At 71.9% G+C, this 23273-nt stretch carries 23 protein-coding genes and 1 riboswitch; of the genes, 11 read left to right on the forward strand and 12 right to left on the reverse strand.

The window, feature by feature from the left end; all coding sequences use genetic code 11:
- Window position 1: 1 nt before the first annotated feature.
- On the reverse strand, window positions 2-646 hold the full coding sequence (locus ACVN90_RS18735; protein ID WP_475099710.1) for an ECF transporter S component: 645 nt from the start codon (window positions 644-646) through the stop codon (window positions 2-4).
- Window positions 639-748, reverse strand: a riboswitch (TPP riboswitch). It overlaps the preceding gene by 8 nt.
- Window positions 749-785: 37 nt before the next feature.
- On the opposite strand from ACVN90_RS18735, the gene ACVN90_RS18740 reads away from it, so the two are divergent.
- Window positions 786-2417 carry a D-alanyl-D-alanine carboxypeptidase family protein gene (locus tag ACVN90_RS18740; protein WP_475099711.1) on the forward strand — a complete coding sequence of 544 codons (1632 nt, stop codon included), beginning with the start codon at window positions 786-788 and terminating at the stop codon, window positions 2415-2417.
- A 17-nt stretch (window positions 2418-2434) separates the two neighbouring features.
- Here the strand turns inward: ACVN90_RS18740 and ACVN90_RS18745 are convergent, their stop codons facing one another.
- The 3 genes from ACVN90_RS18745 to ACVN90_RS18755 are packed head-to-tail and all read right to left on the reverse strand — an operon-like array spanning window position 2435 to window position 4854.
- Entirely contained in the window at window positions 2435-2581 is a 147-nt protein-coding gene (locus ACVN90_RS18745; protein WP_475099712.1) for an RbsD/FucU domain-containing protein, read from the reverse strand.
- 13 nt (window positions 2582-2594) lie between these two features.
- Window positions 2595-3572, reverse strand: a complete 978-nt coding sequence (locus tag ACVN90_RS18750; protein WP_475099713.1) for an aldo/keto reductase — start codon at window positions 3570-3572, stop codon at window positions 2595-2597.
- Entirely contained in the window at window positions 3559-4854 is a 1296-nt protein-coding gene (locus ACVN90_RS18755; RefSeq protein ID WP_475099714.1) for an L-fuconate dehydratase, read from the reverse strand. Before ACVN90_RS18755 ends, ACVN90_RS18750 begins: the two co-directional genes overlap by 14 nt.
- A 136-nt stretch (window positions 4855-4990) precedes the next feature.
- Between ACVN90_RS18755 and ACVN90_RS18760 the strand changes: the two genes are divergently transcribed.
- Window positions 4991-5851, forward strand: coding sequence for a fumarylacetoacetate hydrolase family protein (locus tag ACVN90_RS18760; RefSeq protein ID WP_475099715.1), 861 nt, complete (start codon window positions 4991-4993; stop codon window positions 5849-5851).
- Complete coding sequence (locus ACVN90_RS18765) at window positions 5848-6609, forward strand: SDR family NAD(P)-dependent oxidoreductase (RefSeq protein ID WP_475099716.1); 762 nt, start codon at window positions 5848-5850, stop codon at window positions 6607-6609. Before ACVN90_RS18760 ends, ACVN90_RS18765 begins: the two co-directional genes overlap by 4 nt.
- A 156-nt stretch (window positions 6610-6765) precedes the next feature.
- On the opposite strand, the gene ACVN90_RS18770 is transcribed toward ACVN90_RS18765, so the two are convergent.
- Window positions 6766-7614 (reverse strand): amidohydrolase family protein, encoded by an 849-nt coding sequence (locus ACVN90_RS18770; protein ID WP_475099717.1) that lies wholly within the window; start codon window positions 7612-7614, stop codon window positions 6766-6768.
- 74 nt (window positions 7615-7688) lie between these two features.
- On the opposite strand from ACVN90_RS18770, the gene ACVN90_RS18775 reads away from it, so the two are divergent.
- Entirely contained in the window at window positions 7689-8366 is a 678-nt protein-coding gene (locus ACVN90_RS18775) for a FadR/GntR family transcriptional regulator (protein WP_475099718.1), read from the forward strand.
- A gap of 146 nt (window positions 8367-8512) precedes the next feature.
- Here ACVN90_RS18775 and ACVN90_RS18780 read toward each other — a convergent pair whose 3' ends face one another.
- From ACVN90_RS18780 to ACVN90_RS18795, 4 genes are all read right to left on the reverse strand, one after another.
- Window positions 8513-9439 carry a J domain-containing protein gene (locus tag ACVN90_RS18780; protein ID WP_475099719.1) on the reverse strand — a complete coding sequence of 309 codons (927 nt, stop codon included), beginning with the start codon at window positions 9437-9439 and terminating at the stop codon, window positions 8513-8515.
- 67 nt (window positions 9440-9506) lie between these two features.
- Complete coding sequence (locus tag ACVN90_RS18785; protein WP_475099720.1) at window positions 9507-10046, reverse strand: hypothetical protein; 540 nt, start codon at window positions 10044-10046, stop codon at window positions 9507-9509.
- Window positions 10043-10888, reverse strand: coding sequence for an LssY C-terminal domain-containing protein (locus ACVN90_RS18790; RefSeq protein ID WP_475099721.1), 846 nt, complete (start codon window positions 10886-10888; stop codon window positions 10043-10045). Before ACVN90_RS18790 ends, ACVN90_RS18785 begins: the two co-directional genes overlap by 4 nt.
- Before the next feature lie 40 nt (window positions 10889-10928).
- A complete protein-coding gene (locus ACVN90_RS18795; protein ID WP_475099722.1) occupies window positions 10929-12002 on the reverse strand; it encodes an enoyl-CoA hydratase/isomerase family protein in 1074 nt (357 codons plus the stop codon).
- Between the two features lie 149 nt (window positions 12003-12151).
- Between ACVN90_RS18795 and ACVN90_RS18800 the strand changes: the two genes are divergently transcribed.
- Both ACVN90_RS18800 and ACVN90_RS18805 read left to right on the forward strand, forming a co-directional pair.
- Window positions 12152-14011, forward strand: coding sequence for an ABC transporter ATP-binding protein (locus tag ACVN90_RS18800; protein ID WP_475099723.1), 1860 nt, complete (start codon window positions 12152-12154; stop codon window positions 14009-14011).
- The gene (locus ACVN90_RS18805; RefSeq protein WP_475099724.1) at window positions 14008-14826 is read left to right on the forward strand and encodes an ABC transporter permease; all 819 of its coding nucleotides are present in this window, start codon (window positions 14008-14010) and stop codon (window positions 14824-14826) included. Before ACVN90_RS18800 ends, ACVN90_RS18805 begins: the two co-directional genes overlap by 4 nt.
- 45 nt (window positions 14827-14871) lie before the next feature.
- On the opposite strand, the gene ACVN90_RS18810 is transcribed toward ACVN90_RS18805, so the two are convergent.
- Window positions 14872-15336 carry a hypothetical protein gene (locus ACVN90_RS18810; protein ID WP_116195508.1) on the reverse strand — a complete coding sequence of 155 codons (465 nt, stop codon included), beginning with the start codon at window positions 15334-15336 and terminating at the stop codon, window positions 14872-14874.
- 113 nt (window positions 15337-15449) lie between these two features.
- Here ACVN90_RS18810 and cofG point away from each other — a divergent pair, with 113 nt between their 5' ends.
- The 5 genes from cofG (at window position 15450) to ACVN90_RS18835 (ending at window position 21529) form a co-directional block, all read left to right on the forward strand.
- Window positions 15450-17879 (forward strand): 7,8-didemethyl-8-hydroxy-5-deazariboflavin synthase CofG, encoded by a 2430-nt coding sequence (gene cofG, locus ACVN90_RS18815; protein WP_475102155.1) that lies wholly within the window; start codon window positions 15450-15452, stop codon window positions 17877-17879.
- Window positions 17876-19345, forward strand: a complete 1470-nt coding sequence (locus ACVN90_RS18820; RefSeq protein ID WP_475099725.1) for a flavin-containing monooxygenase — start codon at window positions 17876-17878, stop codon at window positions 19343-19345. Before cofG ends, ACVN90_RS18820 begins: the two co-directional genes overlap by 4 nt.
- On the forward strand, window positions 19342-20352 hold the full coding sequence (gene fgd, locus ACVN90_RS18825; protein WP_475099726.1) for a glucose-6-phosphate dehydrogenase (coenzyme-F420): 1011 nt from the start codon (window positions 19342-19344) through the stop codon (window positions 20350-20352). Before ACVN90_RS18820 ends, fgd begins: the two co-directional genes overlap by 4 nt.
- Window positions 20353-20423: 71 nt before the next feature.
- Window positions 20424-21101 (forward strand): 2-phospho-L-lactate guanylyltransferase, encoded by a 678-nt coding sequence (cofC, locus tag ACVN90_RS18830; protein WP_475099727.1) that lies wholly within the window; start codon window positions 20424-20426, stop codon window positions 21099-21101.
- On the forward strand, window positions 21098-21529 hold the full coding sequence (locus ACVN90_RS18835) for a cupin domain-containing protein (protein WP_475099728.1): 432 nt from the start codon (window positions 21098-21100) through the stop codon (window positions 21527-21529). Before cofC ends, ACVN90_RS18835 begins: the two co-directional genes overlap by 4 nt.
- Before the next feature lie 10 nt (window positions 21530-21539).
- Here ACVN90_RS18835 and ACVN90_RS18840 read toward each other — a convergent pair whose 3' ends face one another.
- Window positions 21540-22283 carry a sulfite exporter TauE/SafE family protein gene (locus ACVN90_RS18840; RefSeq protein WP_475099729.1) on the reverse strand — a complete coding sequence of 248 codons (744 nt, stop codon included), beginning with the start codon at window positions 22281-22283 and terminating at the stop codon, window positions 21540-21542.
- A gap of 2 nt (window positions 22284-22285) precedes the next feature.
- Window positions 22286-23269, reverse strand: coding sequence for a 2-phospho-L-lactate transferase (gene cofD, locus ACVN90_RS18845; RefSeq protein ID WP_475099730.1), 984 nt, complete (start codon window positions 23267-23269; stop codon window positions 22286-22288).
- Between the last annotated feature and the right edge of the window lie 4 nt (window positions 23270-23273).

Raw genomic sequence — 23273 nt, forward strand, 5'->3', positions numbered from 1 at the left:
GTCAGACCTCGCGGCGCGCTTCGCGTCCGACCGCGAAGCGGTTGAGGGCGCCGGTAGCGGCGAGCCCGCGCACGGCGAACCAGCCGACGACGCCCGCGAGAAGGGCGCCCGAGACCGCCAGCGACACCAGGTAGATGACGTTGAACTCGAGGGTCTTGAGGATGTTCGGCGAGCTGCCGTAGAACAGCTCGAACACCCAGGCGCCGACCGCGGCGCCGACACCGGCGAGCATCGCGACGGGCAGCGTGAAGCGACGGTAGAGGAAGATCGCGAAGACGAGTTCCGCGCCGAGGCCCTGTACGAGGCCCGAGAAGAGCGTCGAGACGCCCCACACGTTGCCGATGAGCATCGAGACCAGCGCGGCGATCACCTCGACCAGCAGTGCCGCACCGGGCTTGCGGATGACGAGGCCGCCGATCACGCCGCCGATGAGCCAGATGCCGACGGCGATGCCGCCGAGGCCGGGGGTGAGGCCGTCCATCGCGACGAACCAGGTGCCGCCGACGGTGTTCCAGAGCCAGAAGACGAGGCCGATCGCGACACCGAGCACGGCCGCGACGACGATGTCGACGACCCGCCAGCGGAGGCTGCGCGGGGGCTGCGAGTGGTCCGCGAGGGGGGTGGATGCGGACGTGGACGCGTGCATATGAGCTCCTCCCTGCGCCGGCATGATCCGGATCAGGTTCGACGGTCGAAGCGTGGGTCGCTTCCTCTCAGCCCGGCTCACCGGACTCCCGTGGTTGTGGCGACGAGTATACCGCCGCTTCAGCGGGTATTTTGGGTGGGTGACATCGGACGACACCCCGGCACCCACGCGTCGCGCGCGACGCGTGCAGACCGGTGCCGTCTCGACGCCGGCGTCCGACGATGCCCCGGACGGCGGCATCCTCACGATCCAGACGGGTGAGACAGACACCGTCTACCCGCCGACGAGCACAGCTCCGGTGGACGTGACCGCTGTCGCGCCGACGATCGCGACCGTGCCCGTCGCCGATGTGCCCACGGTCGCGACGTGGAACCCGACGGACCCGGTCGACCCGTCCGACGTCGACCTCACCGCCGCCCCCACCGTCGCCGGCAGTCGCACCGCGCTGGCCTGGGTCGACGAAACCGTCGTCGAACACGGCGCAGCACCGGCCGACCTGTCGGCCGCGGCGACACCGTACGTGGCGGTCGACGCCGATCTCCTCTCCGACGCCCCGCGACGCTCCCCGTTCCGCGCCGCCGTCGTGGTGCCCACGCTTGCGATCGCGGCCGTGGTCGGCGCGTACGCGGCGACGACCCTGCTGTGGCCGCTGCACGCGGTCGCGCCCACCGTGACAGCGATGGAGGTGCAGCCGATCGCGGCGCCCGCCGCGGCGCCCGCATGGCCGGGTCAGGGAAGCGCCGCCGAGGCCGTCGCCGGCATCCCGGGAACGCTGGCCTCCACGGCCGACCCCGCCGCCATCGCGAGCATCACCAAGCTCGTGACCGCGCTGGTCGTGCTCGAGGAGATGCCGCTCGCCGTCGGCGAGCAGGGGCCGGAGTACCGCTTCACGTCCGCCGACCGCTCGCGCTACTGGCAGTACCGCGCAGGCGGCGAGTCCGCGCTCGACGTCCCGGTGGGCGGCTCGCTCACCGAGTACCAGATGCTCGAGGGCATGCTGATCGGCTCGGCGAACAACTACGCCGACCGCCTGGCGCAGGGCATCTGGCCGTCCGACGCCGTGTACGCCTCCGCCGCCAACGCCTGGCTGACCGCGCACGGCGTCCCCGGGATCACGGTCCGCGAGCCCACCGGCATGGACCCGCGCAACGCCGCGAGCCCCGAAGCCCTGGTGACGCTCGCGCAGAAGGCCCTGGCCCACCCCGTCATCGCCGAGATCGTCGCGAAGCAGTCCGTCGACCTCCCCGGCGCCGGACACGTCGAGAACACGAACGGCCTCCTCGCCGATCCGGGCGTCGTGGGGCTCAAGACGGGAACGCTCGACGCCTGGAATCTGCTGTCTGCCAAGGACGTCACGATCGGCGACAAGACCGTGCGCCTCTACGCCTCGGTGCTCGGACAGCCGGACGACGAGGCACGCCTCGCCGCCTCCCGCGCGCTGTACGCGCAGATGGAGGCGGAGCTGCAGCCCAAGCCCTCGGTGACGGCGAGCACTGTGGCCGGCCAGGTCGATACGCTGTGGGGCGACAAGGTCGACATCGTCACGTCGGGCGACGCGTCGGTCATCCTCTGGAACGGCGGCAGCGGCACGGTGGCGACCACGTACAGCCTGGGCGACAGCCGCGGCGCCGGCGATGTCGTCGGCTCTCTCAGCGTGACCGGACCGCTCGACACCGCCACCGTCGACCTGACGCTCGCGGCGGAGATCACCGAGCCGTCGCCGTGGTGGCGCCTCACGCACCCGCTGGATCTCTTCGGTCTCAACGGCTGAGGAACCGCCGAGCGCGCTCAGGCGGACGGGTGCCCGACGACGCGTGCACCGATGGCCCACGCCGGGAAGTGCGCGTCGGCGATCACGACCGCGTCGGAGTGCCCCATGCGGTCCAGGTGGAGCAGCAGCTCCCCGGTCAGCAGCGGGTTGATGCCCTCGAGCATGAGGATCCCTTCGTCAGCGGATGAGGCCTGCGGCGGCCAGATCGTCCCACAGTGCTGGCGGGATGTCGATCGCCATGAGCTCCGCGTTCCGGCGCAGCTGCTCGGGGCGACTGCTGCCGACGACGACCGAACGCACGGCGGCGTCGCGGAGCGGGAACTGCACCGCCGCAGCCGGCAGCGGCACGTCGTGCGCGCGGCACACGGCGAGGATCGCCTGCAGGCGCTCCCACAGCGGCTCCGGCATGCGTCCGTACTCATAGCGGTCGGAGCGCTCCGGCTCGTCCTTGGCGAGCAGACCGGAGTTGAAGACGGATGCTGCCACCACCCCGGTGCCTCTCGCGCGACAGGCCGGCAGCACGGCGTCGGCGGCCGGCTGCTCGAGCAGCGTGTACCGGCCGGCGATCATGATGAGGTCGAGATCGGCGCTCTCGACGGCCGCGGCGAGCGCCTCGCTCACCATCGAGCCGATGCCGATCGCGTCGACCGCGCCCTCGGCGCGCAGCAGCTCGAGTGCCGGGAACGCCTCGCGCAGCGCCAGGTCGAGGTCGTGCCGCTCGGGGTCGTGCAGGTAGAGCACGTCCACGCGGTCGAGGCCGAGGCGCTCGAGCGACTCCTCGAGGCTCGCGCGCACGCCCGACTCCGAGAAGTCCCACTCGCGGCGCAGCGTCGTCGGCACGTGGAAGTCGGCGGCGAGGTCGAGGCCCCCGTCGTCGTCGGGGTTGGGGCGGAGCAGGCGGCCGGCCTTCGTCGAGATCACGAACTCGTCGCGGGGCTTCGTCTTCAGGAACGCGCCCAGCCGCCGCTCCGACAGCCCGAGTCCGTAGTGCGGAGCAGTGTCGAAATAGCGGATGCCGCATTCCCACGCCGCGTCGAGGATGGCCCAGGCCTGCTCGTCGCTGAGCTCGCGGAACAGGTTGCCAACGTTCGCCGCGCCGTACCCGAGACGTGTGAGCGCGGGGTTCTGAAGAGCAGCGCGCTCAGGCCGCGGCATCCGTCGTCCCGAACTCGTACTCGGCGCGGCTGGCCGCCTTCATCTCCATGCCGGTGCCGGGTGCGGTCGGCGCCAGGTACACGCCGCCATGCACCTCGGTGGGCACCACGAAGTGCTCGTGCAGGTGGTCCACGTACTCGATCATGCGACCCTCGCGGGAGCCGGTGACGGCCACGAAGTCGAACATCGACAGGTGCTGCACGGCCTCGCAGAGGCCGACGCCCCCCGCGTGCGGGCACACGGGCACGCCGAACTTCGCAGCCAGCAGCAGGTTCGCGATGTTCTCGTTGACGCCGCCGACGCGGGCCGCGTCGATCTGCATGACCGAGATCGCGTCGGCCTGCAGCAGCTGCTTGAAGATCACGCGGTTCTGCGCGTGCTCGCCCGTCGCCACCCGCACGGGCGCGATGCCGCGCGCGATCTCGGCGTGGCCGAGCACGTCGTCGGGGCTCGTCGGCTCCTCGATCCACGCGAGGTCGAACTCGGCGAGCGCGTTCACCCACTCGATCGCCTCGGAGACCTCCCAGCGCTGGTTCGCGTCGATCGCGATCGGGAAGCCCTCGCCGCAGACCTCGCGGGCGACGCGGAGGCGACGGACGTCGTCCTCGAGGTCGGCGCCCACCTTGAGCTTGATCTGGCCGAACCCGTCCGCGATCGCCTCGCGGCAGAGGCGCGCGAGTTTCTCATCGGAGTACCCGAGCCAGCCAGGGCTGGTCGTGTACGCCGGGTAGCCGGTTGCGAGGAGTTCGCGCTCGCGCTCGGCGCGGCCGGGCTCGGCGGCGCGGAGGATCTGCAGCGCGTCCTCGGGGGTGAGCGCGTTCGTGAGGTAGCGGAAGTCGACGAGCCCGACGAGCTCCTCGGGGCTCATGCGCGACAGCAGCTGCCACAGCGGGAGTCCGGCGCGCTTGGCCTTGATGTCCCACAGCGCGTTCACGACCGCGCCGATCGCCATGTGCATCACGCCCTTCTCGGGGCCGAGCCAGCGCAGCTGCGAGTCGCCGGTGAGCTCGCGGTTGGTCGCGCCCATGTCGTCGAGGAGCGGCTCGAGCTCGCGGCCGACGAGGTGCCCGGCGAGAGCGTCGAGGGCGGCGACCTGCACGTCGTTGCCACGCCCGATCGTGAACACGAAGGCGTGTCCCTCGATGCCGTCGGCGGCATCCGTCACGATACGGAGGTAGGCGGCCGAGTAGTCGGGGTCGGGGTTCATCGCGTCGGAGCCGTCGAGGCTCAGCGACGTGGGGAATCGGATGTCTGTCGTCTCGAAGGCGACGATGCGGCTCACGGGGCGTTCTCCAGCGGTTCGCGGTTCGGGGAGTCGAACCGCTCGCAGTGTAAACATCGGATGTCTATACTGTCAATCACGCCCGCGGGACGCGACGGCACCGACGCCGCCCCGCATCGAGAAATCCAGGAGAGCCATGAAGTTCGCGCGCCTCGGCGAGTCCGGCAGTGAGATCCCCGTCGTCCTCGACGCGGACCGATACCTCGATCTGCGCCCGCTCACATCCGATGTCGACGGTGGATTCCTCGCCGATGACCCCGTGGAGCGGACGACCGCCGCCATCGCCGAAGGACTCCTCCCCGAGCTCGAAGGCGCCGCGGGGCTGCGCATCGGCGCCCCGATCGCCCGACCGAGCGCGGTGATCTGCATCGGCCAGAACTACGCCGCGCACGCGCGCGAGTCCGGCGCGGAGCCGCCGACCGTGCCCATCATCTTCCTGAAGACCCCGAACACGGTCGTCGGACCGAACGACGCCGTGACGATCCCGCGCGGCAGCGAGAAGACCGACTGGGAGGTCGAGCTCGGTGTCGTCATCGGCCGCCGCACCGCGTATCTCGACAGCCCCGACGAGGCCGACGCTCACATCGCCGGCTACGTCGTCGCCAACGACGTCTCGGAACGCACGTTCCAGATGGAGATCTCGGGCGGGCAGTGGTCGAAGGGCAAGATCGCGCACGGCTTCAACCCCACGGGTCCGTGGCTGGTGACAGCCGACGAGGTCGACGCGCAGAGCCTCGGCCTGAAGAGCTTCGTCAACGGGGAACCCCGTCAGAACTCGAACACGAGCGACATGATCTTCGACGTGCGCACCATCGTTCACCACCTGTCGCAGTTCGTCACGCTCGAGCCCGGCGACCTGATCCTCACCGGCACGCCGCAGGGCGTGGCGTTCGGCGGGAAGTTCCCCTACCTGAGGGCGGGCGACGTGGTCGACATCGAGATCGAGGGTCTGGGCGCGCAGCGCCAGGAGTTCGTGGCATGGGAGGCGGCACGATGAGCGGCCGGCAGCTGGACGGCCTCGTCGCCGTCGTCACCGGCGGGGCGTCGGGCATCGGCGCCGCGATCGCGACCGCGCTGGCCGATGAGGGCGCTGAGGTCGCCGTGCTCGACCTCGACCCGTCGGGCGCCGACCCGCGCTTCGCCGCGTTCGCCGCGGACGTGTCGGACCGCGCCGCCGTCGACCGGGCGATCGCCGAGGTCGGCGAGCGGTTCGGGCGCATCGACATCCTCGTGAACAACGCGGGCATCGGCGCGCAGGGTGACATCGCGGCCAACGACGACGCCGAATGGGCGCGCGTCTTCTCGATCAACGTCACGGGAATCGCGCGTGTCACGGCGGCGGCGCTGCCCTGGCTGCGCCGCTCTCCCGCCGCCGCGATCTGCAACACGTCGTCGATCGCGGCCACCGCCGGCCTGCCGCAGCGTGCGCTGTACAGCGCCTCGAAGGGCGCCGTGCTCTCCCTCACCCGTGCGATGGCCGCCGATCACCTGCGCGAAGGCATCCGCGTCAACGCGGTCAACCCGGGCACGGCCGACACCCCGTGGATCGGCCGACTGCTCGCGAGCGCCCCCGACCCTGCGGCCGAGCGCGCCGCGCTCGAGGCCCGCCAGCCCCACGGCCGCCTGGTGTCGGCCGCCGAGGTCGCCGGGGCCGTGCTCTACCTCGTGAGCCCGTCGTCGGGCTCGACGACCGGCACCTACATCGAGGTGGACGGCGGGATGTCGCCGCTCCGCCTCCGTCCGGCCGGCTCCTGACTCACCGCACCAGGGGGAGATCGGCCCCCGGCGGGGCATTGGTCCAACAGGTCAACCGCCCTTCCGCAGGACGACTTCTGCGCGGAATCTCCTGTAGAACCCTGGTTGACCTGTCGAACGAGCTCGCAGGCGGGTGACCGAGGCCAGGGAGTGTCGCTAGCCGAGGCGGTAGAACCGCTCGGCGTTCTCGGCGAGCACCGCCTTCTGGCGGTGCTCGCCGACGCGGTCCGCCAGCCACGACGACACGGTGTCGAGCCAGCGCCCGTACGGACCCGAGACCGGCCAGTCGCTGCCGAACAGCAGCCGGTCGGGGCCGAACGCGTCGAGCGCCACGTCGAGGAACGGTCGCACCTGGGCGTCGGTCCACTCGCCGGTCGATTCCGCCGGCAGGCCGGAGAGCTTGCACACCACGTTCGGGCGCTGCGCGAGATCGCGGAGCGACTCCGCCCACGGAGTGTCGTCGGCCGGGTCGGCGTCGTCCGGCGACCCGACCTCGGGTTTGCCCAGGTGGTCCAGCACGATGGCGAGCTCGGGTAGCGAATCCGCGAACGCCACCACGTCGGGCAGCTGGTCCCACCGCACGCACGCGTCGAAGGTGAGTCCGGAGGCGGCCACCGCCTCCGCCGAGCGCAGGAACCCCGGCCGCAGGCAGAAGCCCGCCGGCTCGGACTGCAGCAGGCGTCGCGCCCCGACGACGAGCGGCCGCTCCGCGAACGCCGCGAGGTGCTCGTCGGTCGCCGCGGGGTCTTCGAGCGGCGCGCGTGCCACGATGCCCCGCACCGGGACGCGGGAGGTCAGCGACGCGACCCAGTCGACCTCGGCGATCGCCTGCTCGGGCGCGCACTCCGCCTGCACGAAGACGAAGCCGCAGTCCGCGTCCGGGGCGTCCTGCAACGCGATGTCGAGCTCCTCGGGTCCGAAAGATCGGAGCAGAGGTCCTTCGAGCCACTGGTAGGTCAAGACCTCGGGGTCCCAGAGATGGAGGTGTCCGTCCACGACTCGCATGTCACCATCATGCCGCCGACGCGCGGCGGTCGCGGCATCCAATCTGCGTGACATCCGATGTCTAAGATGGGCGCGTGGCCGTCACCGACGAAGCGATCGAGAAGATCAAGGACATGATCGTCCGCGGCGAGCTGACCCCCGGGTCGCGCCTGCCTCCCGAGAAAGACCTCGCCGAGAGCCTCGGACTCTCGCGCAACTCGATGCGCGAGGCCGTCAAGGCGCTCGAGGTCATCCGTGTGCTCGACGTGCGGCGCGGCGACGGCACGTACGTCACGAGCCTCGAGCCGAAGCTGCTGCTCGAGGCGATCTCGTTCGTGGTCGACCTGCACGACGACGACTCGCTGCTCGAGATCTTCGCCGTCCGTCGCCTGCTCGAGTCCCACGCGACGGGCCTCGCGGCGCAGCGCGCGGACGACGACGATGTGGCCGGATTGGATGCTGAGATCAGCGCCGTCGCGACCGACACCGACATCGAGACCCTGGTCGAGCACGACGTGCGGTTCCACAGCGCCATCGCGCGGCTCGCGGGCAACGACTACCTGGCGAGTCTGCTCGAGAGCCTCACCAGCCAGACCGTGCGCGCCCGCGTCTGGCGCGGGCTCACCCAGGCGGGGGCCGTCGAGCGCACGCTCGCCGAGCACCGCGCCATCCTCGACGCGATCGCCGACCACGATGTCGAGCTCGCCACGGCGGTCGCGCAGGTTCACATCTCGGGCATCGAGCGCTGGCTGCGCCAGGCCCGCGACGCGTGAACCCGGGTGACGCGGCGAGCGCCTCGCCGCAGCATCCGTCCACTGCACGTGATGTCACCGAGATCACGTGTCGTGCACGCGCACGACGGGTGCACTCGGTGAGAGCACCCGATGTGAACGCGCCTACGCCCTGAACCCGCGCCGGGCTACGCGAAGCGCACGGACTGCTGCAGGCGCGTGCGGTAGTCGAAGACCTCGTTGCCGCCGATGTCGCGGGCGCCGGTGATGCCGCGGCGCAGCACCGTGGCCAGCGCGCTGCGCGAGACCACGGCCACGCGCATACCGCGCACGCGGCCGATCTCGTCGATGGGGGTGAGCACGTCCTCGTCGGGCAGCACCACGATCGCGCCGCTGAACCGCACGCCCGCGGCGCGCGCGATCACCCGCATGCGCGAGAGCAGCTCGGCGAGGGGGGTGCCGGGCACGCCGTCACCGACGAACTCGCCGCGGCGGATCCGCACCGGACCCCCGAAGTCCTCCGACAGCACCCCGTACAGGCCGCTCGGGCCGAGCACGATGTGGTCGATCTTGGCGTCGGGGTCGCCGCCGCGCCCCGACGCGTCCACGTCGTGCCACACCGTGTAGCCCATGCCGAGGTCGGTGACCACGCGGGCCGTCGCCTCCTCGGCGAGCGCGTCGGCGAGGAGCCGCCGCAATGCCACCGGCGCCGAGCGCACGAGCGCGGGGTCGTACGGGTCCTCGAGCGTGACGCCGCGGCCGGCCCACTCGCGGATGAGCGTCAGGTAGCGCTCGCGGCGCCAGCCGCCGGGGTGCCCGTACGAGCGGGCGCGCGGGCGCGTGTCGGTCCGCGCCGCCGGCGGCCGCCAGCCCGACCACTCCGGCGCCGCCGCCTCGCCGAAGCCGTGCCCGCGGTCGTACGCCGCGCGCGCCTCCGGCGTGCCGACGAGCTCCCACGCCCGCTGCACCTGGATGAACACCGCGGCGTCACCGCCGGTGTCGGGGTGGGTCTGCCGCAGGCGCAGGCGGTACGCCTTGCGCAGGGTCTCCTCGTCGACCTCGGGGTCGACCGCGAGCACCTCGTACGCCGACGCCGAGAGCGGACTGTCGAACACGTGCCCTCCCCCGGGACTGCGGTGACGGATGCTGCGCGCCGCTGTCTGCGGCGGGACTCAGGTTACGTCACGCGGGGGTGTCGGGGCGCCGCTCGTTGCGGCGCGCGTAGGCCGCGGCGCTGCGGCTCGACAGGGCGAGGAGGAGCAGGATGTCGATGCTCAGCGACAAGAACGTTCCCGCGATCTCGATCTCCTGCCCCTGCGCCCACCATGCCGTGAACGAGGTGCTGATCGACAGCACCGCGATGAACATGACGACTACGCGCGCCCAGTTGAAGCCTCGGAAGACGAAGAACGCCAGCGCGAGGTCGATGAGCAGCACCGTGGCGCCGGTGCCGATCACCAGCCACAGCGCGGCCTGCTTCCCCTCGGGCGTCGGGTCGAACCCCTCGAGCACGGAGTCGGGGTCGGACAGGATCGCGTCCCACCCGGTCGCGATGCTCACGAGCACGACGATGCCGGCGATCACCCGCAGCACGATGAGCAGGACGCCAGCCACCGTCGAGGTCGGCCGCTTCATCTCGGGGTCGAAGCGCGGCGGCTTGAGCAGTCGCCCCGCGGGTTCGTACGCCGGCCGCTTCTGTGGTGCGGGCGGCTCGGCGGTCATGCCGGCACCTCCCCGGCGCTCGCAACGCTCGGCGCGACCGCGCTCACGTCCACGATCGGGAGATCCCCGTCGGTGCGGATGCTGTCGCCACCGCCGTTGCGGGCGTGATAGCCGGTGGCGAAGTCGGCGATGACGTCCACAGTGACGCGGGGGTCGGCATCCGTCACGGTCTGGACGATGTGGTCGCGCTCGACGTCGGTGTCGGCGTCGATGCGATGGGTGACCTGCAGCGTGAACAGCGACAGTCCGACGCTGGTGTCGAAGGTGCCGGCCGCGAGCCAGTCGACGCGGCGGCCGCCGGGCAGCAGCCAGTCGTCGGGGCACCGCCAGAACCGCACGTGGTGGCGCTGGGCCGGATTGCCGTCGACCTCCTGCTGATAGGCGAAGTCCTGCTGGCGTCCGAAGAGGAAGAGCGGACTGACCGGCGCCTCGTCGTAGCTCCGCCGCGTGAGCGTCGATGTGATGATGCGCCACGACGAGCCGAGCGTCACCGGGTCGGCCGCCGTCCAGCCGGCCGCCTCGAGAGAGGCGCGGATCTGCTCGCCGGTGCCCTGGAACGCGAGGTTCACCGGGTCGCCCAGGAGCCCGTCACTGGTGCGGGTGCGCCCGATGAAGTAGTCGGGCACGTAGATCGTGGTGAGGATGCGGTGCAGCCGCGGCAGCACGAGGTACGCGAGCAGTACCCAGAACGCGAGGAAGAACGGGATGCCCCACCACCCGACGTGGAACGTCTCGGTGAGGCTGAGGTACGCGAGCCACAGCGCCGCGAGCCCGGCGAAGACGAAGAAGAACCAGTCGATGGCGACGCCGATCGAGTAGCTCCTCCGGTGCCGGGTGCTCACGATCCCTCCTCGTCGCCGATGCTCGTCGCCGGTGCCGGCGTCAGCCCCAGAGCGGGACGTCAGGCCGATGGGCGAGCGCGGTCTCGCCGACGTCTTCCGGCAGCTCGGACAGGGTCGCCGGCTGCCAGCGCGGCGTGCGGTCTTTGTCGATGACCTGCGCCCTGATGCCCTCCGGGAGGTCGGGCTGGGTCGTCGCGAACCACATCACCAGCCCGTACTCCTGGTCGAGCGCATCGCGCAGCCCCGCGAGCTCACGGGCCCGACGGATCGCGGCGAGCGTCACGGCGAGTCCCGTCGGCGAGAGCTCGCCCAGGAGGTCTGCAGTGGCGGATGCTGCGGGCTCGGCGCGCGCCCGCAGTCGCTCGACGATCTCCGCCACGGTGTCGCCGGCGAAGGCATCGTCGATCCACTCCCGCGCGGCGATGAGCCTCGACGGCGCCGGGGTCTCGTCGAACAGCAGCACGAGCTCGGCAGGGCTCGACGGGTCGGCGCGCGTCTCGAGCGCGTCGCGGACGGCTTCGAGGTTCTCATGGGGCACGTAGTGGTCGGCGAATCCGGCGTAGATCGCGTCCGAGGCATCCATCACCGCGCCCGTCAGCCCGAGATACTCGCCGAGGCGGCCCGGCGCGTGGGCGAGCAGCCACGTGCCGCCGACGTCGGGGGTGAAGCCGATGCGCGTCTCGGGCATCGCGAGCTGCGAGCGCTCGGTCACGATCCGGATCGCGGCGTGGCCGGCGACGCCGATGCCGCCGCCCATCGTGATGCCGTCGGCGAAGGCGACGAAGGGCTTCGGGTACTCGGCGATGCGCGCGTTGATCGCGTACTCGGCGCGGAAGAACACCGCCGCGTCCTCGGCGCGGCCGCTGGTGACCTGCTCGGCGAGCCCGCGTACATCGCCGCCGGCGCACAGTCCGCGCTCGCCGGCGCCGTCCAGCAGCACGACATCGACCTCGGTGTCGTGCTCCCACGCGTCCAGCGCCGCGTGCAGCTGCTCGACCATCGCGAGGTTGAGGGCGTTGATCGCGCGAGGCCGGTTGAGGGTGAGTCGTCCGAGGCCCCCGCTCGTGCTGACGAGGACAGTGGACTCGGCGGCGGTCTCAGCGAGGTCGGTCACGAGCGCAACGTTACCGGCCGCGCCAAGTTCTCCCACGCTGAGACCGGATTTCCGCCAGGATGGGACGCAGTTCTGCATTGAGTCCGCAATGGAGCGGCCCCGTACATTGCCCCGCGGGGTGTCGCCCACGACCGACGAGAGGGTTCGGCATGCCCGGAGGCCAGTCGCTGGAGTTCTCAGGTGTCACCAAGCGCTTCGGCGCCGTCACGGCAGTCGCAGGCCTCACGGCTCGGGTCGAACCGGGAATGGTCACCGGATTCCTCGGCCCGAACGGCGCCGGCAAGACCACGACGCTCCGGGTGCTCCTCGGCCTCGAGAAGCCGACCGACGGCCACGCCACGATCGGCGGCAAGCGCTACGCCGAGCTCGACAAGCCGCTGCAGACGGTCGGCGCCGTGCTCGAGGCATCCAGCTTCCATCCCGGCCGCACCGCCGCCGCGCACCTCACGATCTACGCCCAGGCCGCCGGCATCGGGAAGTCACGCGTCGGTGAGGTTCTGGACCTCGTAGGCCTGACGGATGCTGCGAGCCGCAAGGTCGGCGGATACTCGCTGGGCATGCGCCAGCGCCTCGGCCTCGCGTACGCGCTGCTCGGCGACCCGGGCGTGCTGGTGCTCGACGAGCCGGCGAACGGACTGGACCCCGAGGGCATCCGCTGGATGCGCGGGTTCCTCCGCCAGCTCGCCGGCGAGGGCCGGACCGTGCTCGTCTCGTCGCACCTGCTCGCCGAGGTGCAGCAGACCGTCGACGCGCTGCTGATCATCTCGCGCGGACGCCTGGTCTTCCAGGGCGAGGTCGACGAGCTCACCGACCCGCGCGAGTACGCCACCGTCGTCGACTCCCCCGACCGCACCGCGCTGGCGTCTGCGCTGAAGGCCGCCGGCGTGCCGTTCGAGGTGCTGCGCTCGGGCCTCACCGTGCGCGGCGTCGACCCGACCGCGGTCGGCGCGGCGGCTGCCGCCGGCGGCGTCGCGCTGTCGGCGCTGCACCGCCGCGGCCCGGCGCTGGAGGAGGTCTTCCTCGACCTCGTGAACGGCTCGCGCGTGCACCCGACCGCGGCCGGTCATGTCGGGATCACGGATGCTGCGCCCCCGGCCCCACCCGCCGAGCCCGCCGCCTCCGAATCCGATGAGGCGGCCGAGTCGGCGCTCACCGCCGCCGAACTCGACGCCGAGGCGACAGCTGCCCCCGGAGCCGCCGCCGCACTGGCTGCTGCCGCCGGCGCCGCCTGGGCCGCCGACGCGCGCGGGAGCGACGAGCCCGAAGCACCCACACCCGCTTCCTACGCGGTCGCAAGCACCGGCGTGATCGACATCGTGCCGTCCGCGGCACCCGAGGACGCAGACCCCGACGTCGAGGCCATCGGCGAGATCGACGACGAGCTCTCGGCGGAGCCCCAGGCGGCGCCGACGTCCGAGGAAGAGGCGGCAGCGGAGGCAGCACCGGAACCCGAGCCCGCGCTCGAGTCCGAACCCGCACCTGAGGCTGAATCCCAACCCGAACCCGAACCCGAACCCGAACCCGAACCCGAACCCCAGCCCGAGCCGGCCGATCCGTGGGCGCCCGTGGACGCGGACCCCGACGTCGACGCCATCGGCGAGATCGACGACGAGCTCTCGACCCCCGAGCCGCCCGACGCCGACGACGACCGCCCGTGGGAGCACTACGTCAAGACCGACTCCGACATCGAGGCCGACGCGTTCTTCGCCGCCTTCGACCACACCGCTCCCCACGGCGGATCGGACCCCGACGCCGAGCCCGACCGCAAGCCCGAGTCCGACCCCGACTCCGACCCCGAGCCCGATCCCGAGCCCGAGCCAGAGCCAGAGCCAGAGCGCAAGCACGAGCCCGAGCCCGAGGCTTTCGAGGACGCCGTCACCCACACCCCTCCCGCGGACGCCGCTGAACCTCCTCACGAGTCCGGGGACGAAGCATCCGTCCCGTCCGAAACGGATCAGGACGCCGGCACCGTCACCACGCCCGCCGACGAGGAAGGGGGCGACCGATGAGCCTCACCGCCGCGACCCGCGCCGAGAGCACGAAGCTGTTCTCGACGAGCATCTGGTGGATCCTCGCCATCGTCCTGTTCGCGTACGTCGCCTTCACAGCGGCGGCGCTCGGCTTCGTCTACGCCGCCGCCGCGACCGGGGCGCTCCCCGGCAACGCGCCGCCGCTGCCCGAGGAGGGCCTCGCCGCCACGCTGTACAGCACCGCGACCACCGTCGGCTACGTCTTCCCGCTGCTCGTCGGCACGCTCATGGTGACGGCTGAGTTCCGTCACAAGACCCTGACCCCGACCTTCCTTGCGACACCTCGTCGCGGCCGTGTGCTCGTCGCGAAGCTCGCCGTCGGCGTGCTGATCGGCGTCGTGCTCGGCGTCATCGGCATCGTGGCGGCCGTGGGAACGTCGGCGGCGTTCCTCGCGGGGTTCGGCCTCGAGACCGACATCACCTCCCCCGACACGTGGGCGATGCTCGGACGGATGCTGCTGGCCTACGTCCTCTGGACGCTCATCGGCGTCGGAGTCGGCGCCCTCGTGCGCAACCAGGTGGGCGCGATCGTCGGCGTGCTCGTGTTCACGCAGTTCATCGAGCCGATCGGGCGCACCGCCGCCGCGTTCGTCGAGGGGCTGTCGGACGTCACGCGCTTCCTTCCGGGGGCGGCGAGCGATGCGCTGGTCGGTGCGAGCGTCTACGCCGCGACCATCCCGCAGGGCTCGGCAGACCCGCTCGAGTGGTGGGTGGGCGGACTCGTGCTGCTCGGCTACGCCATCGTGTTCGTCGTGCTCGGCCACCTGGTGAGCTGGCGCCGCGACGTCAGCTGACGTGCTCCGGTCGTCGAGCGAGTCTGCGAGCCGAAACGCGAAGGGTCAGACGGCGGGCGCGGGCGCCGGCGTCTTGCGTCCGCGCGGCTTGCGCTCGGGAACGACCGGGATGGTCCCGGTCTCGGCCGCGATGTCGACGACATCGGTCGGCTCGGCCGCGACCTCGACGCGCAGCGCCTGCACGAGGGCGAGGCCGTGGCGCGTGGTCAGGATGACGCGCTGATACTCCGGGTGGCCCTCGAGGTCGATCACGACACTGGGCCGGTGCCGGCGGATGATGGCGAAGTCGTCGCCACCCGCCGAGCGCCACGTGCCCATGGCGACGATGCCGCGCACGTGCGTGCCCGGGCTCGGGACGCCGCGCAGCCACGTCCACGCGTCGTCGGTGAGCTGCACCTTGGTGATCGTCGAGCGCTCGATGACGACATTCCCCTTGCGGAATGCCAGGGCGCGCTCCGACACCGACAGCACCACTTCGAGCTGCGTCGAGTCGAGCAGCAGGGTCACCATGTGCCCAGTCTGCCAGCGCGGGGGGTCGGAACCGGTCTCATTTGCTTACGGGAGGGCAACGATCCTTCGCCCCGGGCACCCGTGTGCGGTGCAAGACTGGATCGGTGACCGTCGTGTCCCCCTCCGTCACCGCGTCCCCCGCCGCGGCCTCGCTCGCCGCCGTCGACGCCGCGCTCGCCCGCGCCGCAGCGGGAGCGCGGCTCGATGCGGCCGACGCCGAGACCCTACTGGGCGCCACGGGTGAGCGGTTCGAGCGCCTGCTCGAGATCGCCGGGGATCTGCGCGACGCCGGGCTCGCAGCATCCGGTCGTCCTCGTGTGATCACGTACTCGCGCAAGGTGTTCGTGCCGCTCACGACCCTGTGCCGCGACCGCTGCCACTACTGCGTGTTCGTCGACACCCCGGGGCAGCTCCTCAAGAAGCACAAGCCCGCGTACATGTCGCCCGAGCAGGTGCTCGCGGTCGTGCGGCAGGGGCTGGCGTCGGGCTGCAAAGAGGTGCTGCTGACCCTGGGCGACCGCCCCGAAGAGCGCTGGCCCGAGGCGCGCGCGTGGCTGGACGAGCACGGGTTCGCCTCGACGATCGAGTACGTCGCGCACATCGCGCGCCTGGTGACCGCCGAGACGGGGCTGCTCGCCCACGCGAATCCGGGAGTGATGAGCGCGGAAGAGCTGCGGATGCTGCGTCCCACCGCGCCGTCGATGGGCATGATGCTCGAGACGACCTCGCGCCGGCTCTACGAAGAGCCCGGACAGGTGCATTTCGGCTCGCCCGACAAGGACCCGGCCGTGCGGCTCGAGGTGATCGACGCCGCGGGGCGCGAACGCGTGCCGTTCACGACCGGCATCCTCGTCGGGATCGGCGAGACCGTGCGCGACCGCGCCGAGTCCCTCGTCGCGATCCGCGACGCCCACGAACGTCATCAGGTGGACGGACAGGGGCATGTGCAGGAGGTGATCGTGCAGAACTTCCGCGCGAAGCCTCGCACCGCCATGCAAGGTGCGCCCGACGCGGAACTGCTCGAGTACGTCGCAGCTGTCGCGGTCGCCCGGCTCGTGATGGGCCCGCGCATGCGCATCCAGGTGCCGCCGAACCTGTCGGACGCCCCGGAGTTCGGCCTGCTGGTGCGCGCCGGCGCCGACGACTGGGGCGGCGTCTCGCCCCTCACCGCCGACCACGTGAACCCCGAGCGCCCGTGGCCGCACCTCGACGACCTCGCCCGTAAGACGGCGGAGCTGGGGTTCGAGCTGCGCGAGCGCCTGACCGCGCAGCCCGAGTTCGTGCTCGATCCCGCGACGTGGATCGACCCCGCGCTGCGGCCCGCGGTGGCGGCGCTCGCTGATGCCGAGACCGGCCTGGCCGCAGCATCCGTCCCAGCCGCCCTTGCGGCGAATCGCGGTGTTTCGACCGAGTCGACACGTTCCGGGCGCACGCAACACCTCGACTCGACGGCAACGCCTCGACTCGATGTCGCCCAAGGCCGGCGCGGCGGCGCCCAGCGGCTCGCCGAGACTGCGGCGGCCGACCCGCTCGCGCTCGACGACGCCGAATGGGTCGCGCTCCTCGAAGCCACCGGCGACGAGCTCGATGCGCTCGCGGCGACCGCGGACGACGTGCGGCGCTACACGGTGGGCGAAGCCGTCACCCTCGTGGTGAACCGCAACCTCACCTCGACCGGGCTCCGCGCGCACGCCACCGGCGACCCCGTGACGTTCACGCTCGACGACGTCGGCGCGATCGCCGCGGATGCGTGGGATCTCGGCGCCACCGAGCTCTGCGTGCAGGGGCTCCTCCCCGCGTCGGAGGACCCCTCGGGCTACCTCGACATCGCGCGCGCGGTGAAGGCCACGGCTCCCGGCATCCATCTCCATGCCTATCGCCCTCAGGACGTGCGCGACCTCGCCGACCGTTCCGGTCTCGGCCTCGAGGACGCCCTCGCAGCGATGCGCGAAGCCGGCGTCGACACGGTACCCGGCACCGGCGTCAAGGTGCTGAGCGAGCGGGTGCGGCGACTCGTCGCGCCGACCGACCTCGAGATCGACCGCTGGGTCGAGGGCATCACCGCCGCGCACCGCGCCGGTTTCCGGTCGACGAGCGTCATCTTCTACGGCCACGTCGAGACCGCCGCCGAGCGCGTCGCGCACCTGCGTCAGCTCCGGGCCGTTCAGGGCGAGACTCACGGCTTCAGCGAGTTCGTGCCGATCCCACTGCCCGGCCCGGCCGGCGGCGTCCCCCTCGTCCCCGGACGCGCACCGCTCGACGAGCACCGCGCGATGGTGGCTGTGTCGCGACTGCTGCTGTCGGGCAGCATTCCGCACATCCAGATCCCATGGACGCGCGTCGGGCGCGAGGCATCCGTCGTCCTGCTGCAGTCCGGCGGCGACGACCTCGGCGGCACCCTGCTCGACGGCCGCGTCAAGCCGGAGGCCGGCATCGAGCACGGCCTTGAACTGCCCGTGACAGATGCCTCGGCCATGGTCGCGCGGCTGTTCCGGCCGTTCCGCCTGCGCACCACGACATACGGTCAGGTGGGCCCGCGGTGACCCGCGTCGAGGTCGCGATCGTCGGTGCCGGGTTCGCCGGCATCGGCGTGGCGTCGGCGCTGCGCCGCGCGGGCCGCGAGGACTTCGTCGTGCTGGAGCGGGCCGCATCCGTGGGCGGCACGTGGCGCGACAACACGTATCCGGGCATCGCGTGCGACGTACCCTCGCACCTCTACGGCTTCGCGGCACATCCGAACCCCTCGTGGTCGGGCACGTACGCCAAGGGCGCGGAGATCCACGCGTATCTCGAGCACGTCACAGCCGCCGAGGGCCTGCGCGACCGGCTGCGGCTCGACACCCCGATGCGTGGTGCCGCGTGGGATGCCGAGCACGAGGTGTGGCGGATCGCGACGCCCGAGGAAGTCATCGTCGCGGACGTGCTGGTGCTCGCGTGCGGGCGACTGACCGAGCCGACGATCCCCCGGATCGCCGGGCTCGAGCAGTTCCCGGGGCCGCTCTTCCACTCGGCGCGATGGGATCACTCGGCCGAGCTCGCCGGTGCGCGCGTCGGCGTGGTGGGCACCGGCGCCAGCGCCGTGCAGATCGTGCCGGAGCTCGCCCGAACGGCGGCGCACGTCACGCTCTTCCAGCGCACCCCCGCGTGGATCGTGCCGCGCGGTGGCGACCTCTACTCCGAGGCCGACCGCGCGCGGTTCGCCGCAACGCCGCAGGCGCTCGAGGCCCTTCGCAGCGACCTCTACGCCGAGGGCGAGGCGCGCTTCGCCTCCCGCTCGGGCGACTCCGCTGCGGCGGCGGAGGCCGAGGCCGTGGCGCTCGCGCACCTCGAGCACCAGGTCGCCGATCCCGCGCTGCGGGCCGCGCTCACACCCGACTACGCCTTCGGCTGCAAGCGCGTGCTGCTCTCGGACGACTTCTACCCCGCTGTCGCGTCCGACGCCGTTTCGCTCGTCACCTCCGCGCTGGCCGAGGTCGACGGCTCGACGCTCGTCGCCTCCGACGGCACCCGTCACGAGGTCGACGCGCTCGTCCTCGCGACCGGATTCGCGTCGACCCGGCAGCCCTACGCCGAGCTCGTCACCGGCGAGGGCGGCGTGACGCTCGCCGAGCACTGGTCGCACGGCATGACGGCGTTCGCCTCGACCGTCGTCGCGGGGTTCCCCAACCTCTTCGTGCTGAACGGCCCGAATGCGTCGCTCGGCCACTCGTCGTCGGTGCTCATGATCGAGGAGCAGGCGGGCTACGTCACCCGCGTCCTCGACGCACGCGCCGGCCGCGCGCTGCGCGTCGACCCCGAGGCCGAACGCACATACACCGACGAGATCGCGCGGGCCGCGGCATCCACCCGCTGGATGACCGGCGGATGCCGCAACTGGTACGTCGACGAGCGCTCGGGGCGGCTCGCGCTGCTGTGGCCGGGCACCGTCGACGCCTTCCGGGAGCGACTCGCCCGTGCCGACGGCTCGGAATTCCTCCCCGCACCCGCTCTCGAAGGGAGCACCCTATGACCGTCCCCCTGCGCTTCGGGTACAAGGCCTCGGCCGAGCAGTTCGGCCCGGCCGAGCTGCTCGGCTACGCGATCCAGGCCGAGGAGGCCGGGTTCGACTCCGTCTTCATCTCGGACCACCTGCAGCCCTGGCTGCACGACGGCGGGCATGCCCCGGCATCCGTTCCCTGGCTCGGCGCGCTCGGCGCGAAGACCTCGCGCGTGCTCATCGGCACGTCGGTGCTGACGCCGACGTTCCGCTACAACCCCACGGTGGTCGCGCAGGACTTCGCGACGCTCGGCGTGATGTACCCGGGGCGCGTGATCCTCGGCGTCGGCACCGGCGAGGCGCTCAACGAGGCGAACCTCGGCATCACCTGGCCGGATCCGCCGGAGCGGTTCCAGCGGCTCAAGGAGGCCATCGGCCTCATCCGCCGGCTGTGGTCGGAGGACCGCGTCAACTTCGACGGCACCTACTACCACGCGCGCAACATCACGATCTACGACAAGCTGCCCGAGCCCGTGCCGATCTACATCGGCGCCGCCGGTCCCGCCGCGACCCGCCTCGCGGGACGCATCGCCGACGGCTTCATCACCACCTCGGGGAAGAAGCGCGAGCTGTACACCGACACGCTGCTGCCCGCGCTGCACGAAGGGCTCGAGAAGGCCGGGCGTGCTCCCGACGCGATCGACACGCTGATGGAGATCAAGGTCTCGCTCGCCGCGACCATCGAAGCGGCCCGGGAGAAGACGCGGTTCTGGGCGCCGCTCGCGCTCACCCCCGAGGAGAAGATGGGCGTCGACGACCCCATCGAGATGCAGCGGCTCGGCGAGGCGCTGCCGATCGAGCGCGCGGCCTCGCGGTTCATCGTGTCGGACGACCCCGACGAGCACGTCGAACGCATCGGCTGGTACGTCGACCTCGGCTTCCGCCACCTCGTCTTCCACGACCCCGGCCACGACCAGGGCGCCTTCCTGCGGATGTACGGCGAAGAGATCCTGCCGCGCCTGCGCGCGAAGTACGCGTGAGCCCGCTCTTCGGGCAACGCAAGCGTGCCGTAACTCAGGATCAGCACGCGGGGAAGTCGACCCCATCTGCCGTGTCGGCCGTTCCCGCGGTCTCCAGTCCTGAATTGGGAACGGTGCGCTGGGTCGTCGTGGTACCGGTCAAGCCCTCCGCGCGCGCGAAGTCGCGGCTCGAGGTCGACGGCGTGGGTCGTTCCGACCTCGCCCGGGCGATCGCGCTCGACACCCTCGCGGCGGCGAGCGCGTGCGAGCTCGTCGCGCAGGTCGTGGTGGTGACCGACGACGCCGCGCTCGCACGCGAGGCCGCGATGATCCCGGCGCTGCGCTTCGTCCCCGAGGGCGACGCGCAGGGACTCGACGCCGCGGTGGCGGCGGGCGTCGCGGCGATCGATCCGAGCGGACGGATGCCGCGCGCCGCCCTCCTCGGAGACCTTCCGGCGCTGCGACCCGCCGATCTCTCCGACGCGCTGCGGGCCGCAGCATCCGTTCCCCGCGCCGTCGTTCCCGACGCGGAGGGCACCGGCTCGACGCTGGTCACCGCAAACGCGGGCATGGAGTGGACATCGTCGTTCGGCGACGGCTCCTTCGCCCGGCACGTGGCACTGGGGTGCGAGGCTCTTCCGATCCCGGATGCTTCGACCCTGCGCCGCGACGTCGATACCGCCGGCCAGCTCGACGCCGCCCGCGCCCTGGGTCTGGGCCCGCGCACCGCGGCCCTTCTCGCCTCCCCCACGGATAGCCTGGGCCGATGAGCGACTACCAGGTGCTGCAGATGGGCGGGCTCGACGAGTGGCGGGCGCACTACGGCGGGTTCACGCCGGAGAAATCGCGTGACGGGCGCCGCGTCGTCGACCACGACATGACGATGCAGTTCATCGGCATGACGGCCAACGCCTTCGAGCCCGGTGAACAGGCGGGCTACTGGCACACGCACGCGCGGGTCGAGGAGCTTTACGTCTTCCTCGCGGGGCAGGGGCAGATGGGTCTCGACGGCGACGTCGTCGACGTCGGCCCCGGCTCGGTCGTTCGCGTCGGGCAGGGCGTCTGGCGCACCTGGCGGGCGACCCCCGACAGCCCGGAGCAATTGCGGTGGCTGTGCATCCGCGCCGGCGGCGAGGAACTCCCCCACCTTCCCGACGACAGCACGCGCGACAACGACCGCCCCTCCCCCTGGGGATGAGGTCGGCGGGTCAGGCGACGAGCAGGTACACCGCGCCGACGATCGTGAAGACGATCACGAGCTTCTCGAACACCGACTGCGGCATGCGGTCGGTGAGCCAGCGGCCTCCGAACGCGGCCACGACGACGAGCGGCACGAGCACGAGGTCGATGAGGAGGCCGGGCACGGTGATGATGCCGATGCCGATCGAGAACGGCACCTTGAAGAGGTTGACGATCGCGAAGAACCAGGCTGCCGTGCCGAGGAACGCCTTCACCTCGAACCGTGCGGCGAGGAAGTACATCGACATCACCGGTCCGGCGGCGTTGGCGACCATCGTGGTGAACCCGCCGAGCGTGCCGTAGGTCGCTGCGGCGACGCGGTGCGAACCGCCGGTCTCCACCTCCGCGACGAACCGGCGGCGCAGCAGGGTGATCGCGATCACCGCGAGCAGGATCACGCCGATCGACTTCTTGACCCACACATCGTCGGCGAACCACAGGAACACCACGCCGAGCAGTACACCCACGACGACCGCGGGCGCGAGTTTGACCAGGGTGCGCCAGTCCGCGTGCCGGCGGTACATGGTCACGGCGAAGATGTCCGCGACGATCAGCAGCAGGAGCAGGACACCGGTCGACTGCTTCGCGGGAAGCACGGCCGCGAAGATCGCGACGGCGATCGTGCCCGCGCCGGGAACGGCGGTCTTCGACAGGCCCACGACCACGGCGCCGAGACCGAGCAGGGCCCAGGCCCACCACGCGAGTTCGGGCACGTTCAGACCCCGGCGGCGGCGAGCGCCGCCTCTCCGAGCGCGGTCTGGCGCGCAGTATCCGTCATCCAGAGCGGGCGGACGAGCGGACGGATGCTGAGCCCCGCCACCGCGGTGGCAAGAGCGTCGTCCTCTTCGGCGAGGAGCCACGTGTCGAGCAGCCCGCCGTTCGCGCGGCTGCCGTAGAGCTCCGCCACGGCCGGAGCGGAGGTCTCGACGCCGATGGCGGTGAGGCACACGTCGGCCATGCCGCGCACGACCTTGCCGCCGATGATCGGCGAGACGCCGACGATCGGCGCGGTCGTCGCGCGCAGCGCGTCTCGCACGCCCGGTACGGCGAGGATCGGGCCGATCGACACGACCGGGTTCGAGGGGGCAAGCAGCACGACGTCGGCAGCGGCGATCGCCTCGGCGACACCGGGGGCTGCGGTGGCCGACTCGATGCCGGGGTTCTCGAACCGCGCGGGGGCGAGAGTCGCGCGATGGCGGGTCCACCACTCCTGGAAGTGCAGGCGCGAGCCGTCGTCGAGCACCACGATGGTGTCGACCTCGCTGTCGGTCATCGGGAGCAGCCGCGCGCCGAGGTCCCAGCGGTGCGACATGCGCCCGAGCACGTCGGTCGGCGTGAGGCCCTCGCGCAGCCAGCCGGTGCGCGCGAGATGCGTGCCGAGGTCGAGGTCGCCGAGGGTGAACCAGGGCCAGCCGGCGCCCCACTCCTGCAGTTCGTGGTTGACGCGTTCGCTGTCGCCCTGGCGGCCCCAGCCGCGCTCGGCGTCGTTGACGCCCGCGAGCGCGTAGGTGATCGAGTCGACGTCGGGCTGCAGCCGCACGCCCGACAGCCAGATGTCGTCACCGGTGTTCACGACGATGGTCAGCGCGGCGGCGGTGTCGTCGATGCCGCGGGCGCGCAGCGCGCCTCGGACGCCGAGCACGAAGCGGGAGCCGCCGACGCCGCCCGCGAGCACGACGATGCGGGGCGTGCCGGTCACAGGA

This window comes from Microbacterium sp. F01 (assembly GCF_056156365.1).

Bases quoted from the DNA above. Each gene is read 5' to 3' on its own strand.
- ACVN90_RS18735 (WP_475099710.1), bottom strand. From the start codon at position 646: ATGCACGCGTCCACGTCCGCATCCACCCCCCTCGCGGACCACTCGCAG.
- ACVN90_RS18745 (WP_475099712.1), bottom strand. From the start codon at position 2,581: ATGCTCGAGGGCATCAACCCGCTGCTGACCGGGGAGCTGCTGCTCCAC.
- ACVN90_RS18750 (WP_475099713.1), bottom strand. From the start codon at position 3,572: ATGCCGCGGCCTGAGCGCGCTGCTCTTCAGAACCCCGCGCTCACACGT.
- ACVN90_RS18760 (WP_475099715.1), top strand. From the start codon at position 4,991: ATGAAGTTCGCGCGCCTCGGCGAGTCCGGCAGTGAGATCCCCGTCGTC.
- ACVN90_RS18765 (WP_475099716.1), top strand. From the start codon at position 5,848: ATGAGCGGCCGGCAGCTGGACGGCCTCGTCGCCGTCGTCACCGGCGGG.
- ACVN90_RS18770 (WP_475099717.1), bottom strand. From the start codon at position 7,614: ATGCGAGTCGTGGACGGACACCTCCATCTCTGGGACCCCGAGGTCTTG.
- ACVN90_RS18785 (WP_475099720.1), bottom strand. From the start codon at position 10,046: ATGACCGCCGAGCCGCCCGCACCACAGAAGCGGCCGGCGTACGAACCC.
- ACVN90_RS18800 (WP_475099723.1), top strand. From the start codon at position 12,152: ATGCCCGGAGGCCAGTCGCTGGAGTTCTCAGGTGTCACCAAGCGCTTC.
- ACVN90_RS18805 (WP_475099724.1), top strand. From the start codon at position 14,008: ATGAGCCTCACCGCCGCGACCCGCGCCGAGAGCACGAAGCTGTTCTCG.
- ACVN90_RS18810 (WP_116195508.1), bottom strand. From the start codon at position 15,336: ATGGTGACCCTGCTGCTCGACTCGACGCAGCTCGAAGTGGTGCTGTCG.
- fgd (WP_475099726.1), top strand. From the start codon at position 19,342: ATGACCGTCCCCCTGCGCTTCGGGTACAAGGCCTCGGCCGAGCAGTTC.
- ACVN90_RS18835 (WP_475099728.1), top strand. From the start codon at position 21,098: ATGAGCGACTACCAGGTGCTGCAGATGGGCGGGCTCGACGAGTGGCGG.